The 550-nt window shown below is 58.2% G+C and carries 1 rRNA gene; it reads right to left on the bottom strand.

Annotated features, from left to right (window positions below):
* Window positions 1-44: 44 nt before the first annotated feature.
* Window positions 45-550: ribosomal RNA gene (locus GTO89_RS16920) — 16S ribosomal RNA — on the bottom strand; the annotation flags it as partial.

Here is a 550-nt window from a genome sequence, read left to right as displayed (position 1 = left end):
TCCCTCAAAATCAAACAGTTGCGATACGTGCGTCGACTCCATAGAAAGGAGGTGATCCAGCCGCACCTTCCGATACGGCTACCTTGTTACGACTTCACCCCAATCATCGACCCCACCTTCGGCGGCTGCCTCCTTGCGGTTAGCTCGCCGACTTCGGGTGTTGCCAACTTTCGTGGTGTGACGGGCGGTGTGTACAAGGCCCGGGAACGTATTCACCGCGGTATGCTGACCCGCGATTACTAGCGATTCCGCCTTCATGCTCTCGAGTTGCAGAGAGCAATCCGAACTGTGAGCGGCTTTCTCCGGTTCGCTCCACCTCACGGCTTCGCTTCGGTTTGTACCGCCCATTGTAGCACGTGTGTAGCCCAAGACATAAGGGGCATGATGATTTGACGTCATCCCCGCCTTCCTCCCGGTCGTCCCGGGCAGTCTCCCCAGAGTCCCCGACTCTCTCGCTGGCAACTGGGGATAAGGGTTGCGCTCGTTGCGGGACTTAACCCAACATCTCACGACACGAGCTGACGACAACCATGCACCACCTGTCTCTCCG

It is taken from the genome of Heliomicrobium gestii (assembly GCF_009877435.1).
GTDB classification, from domain to species: Bacteria; Bacillota; Desulfitobacteriia; order Heliobacteriales; family Heliobacteriaceae; genus Heliomicrobium; species Heliomicrobium gestii.
The sequence above is the reverse complement of the archived record's forward strand: the minus strand, read 5'-3'. Positions and strand labels throughout refer to the sequence as shown.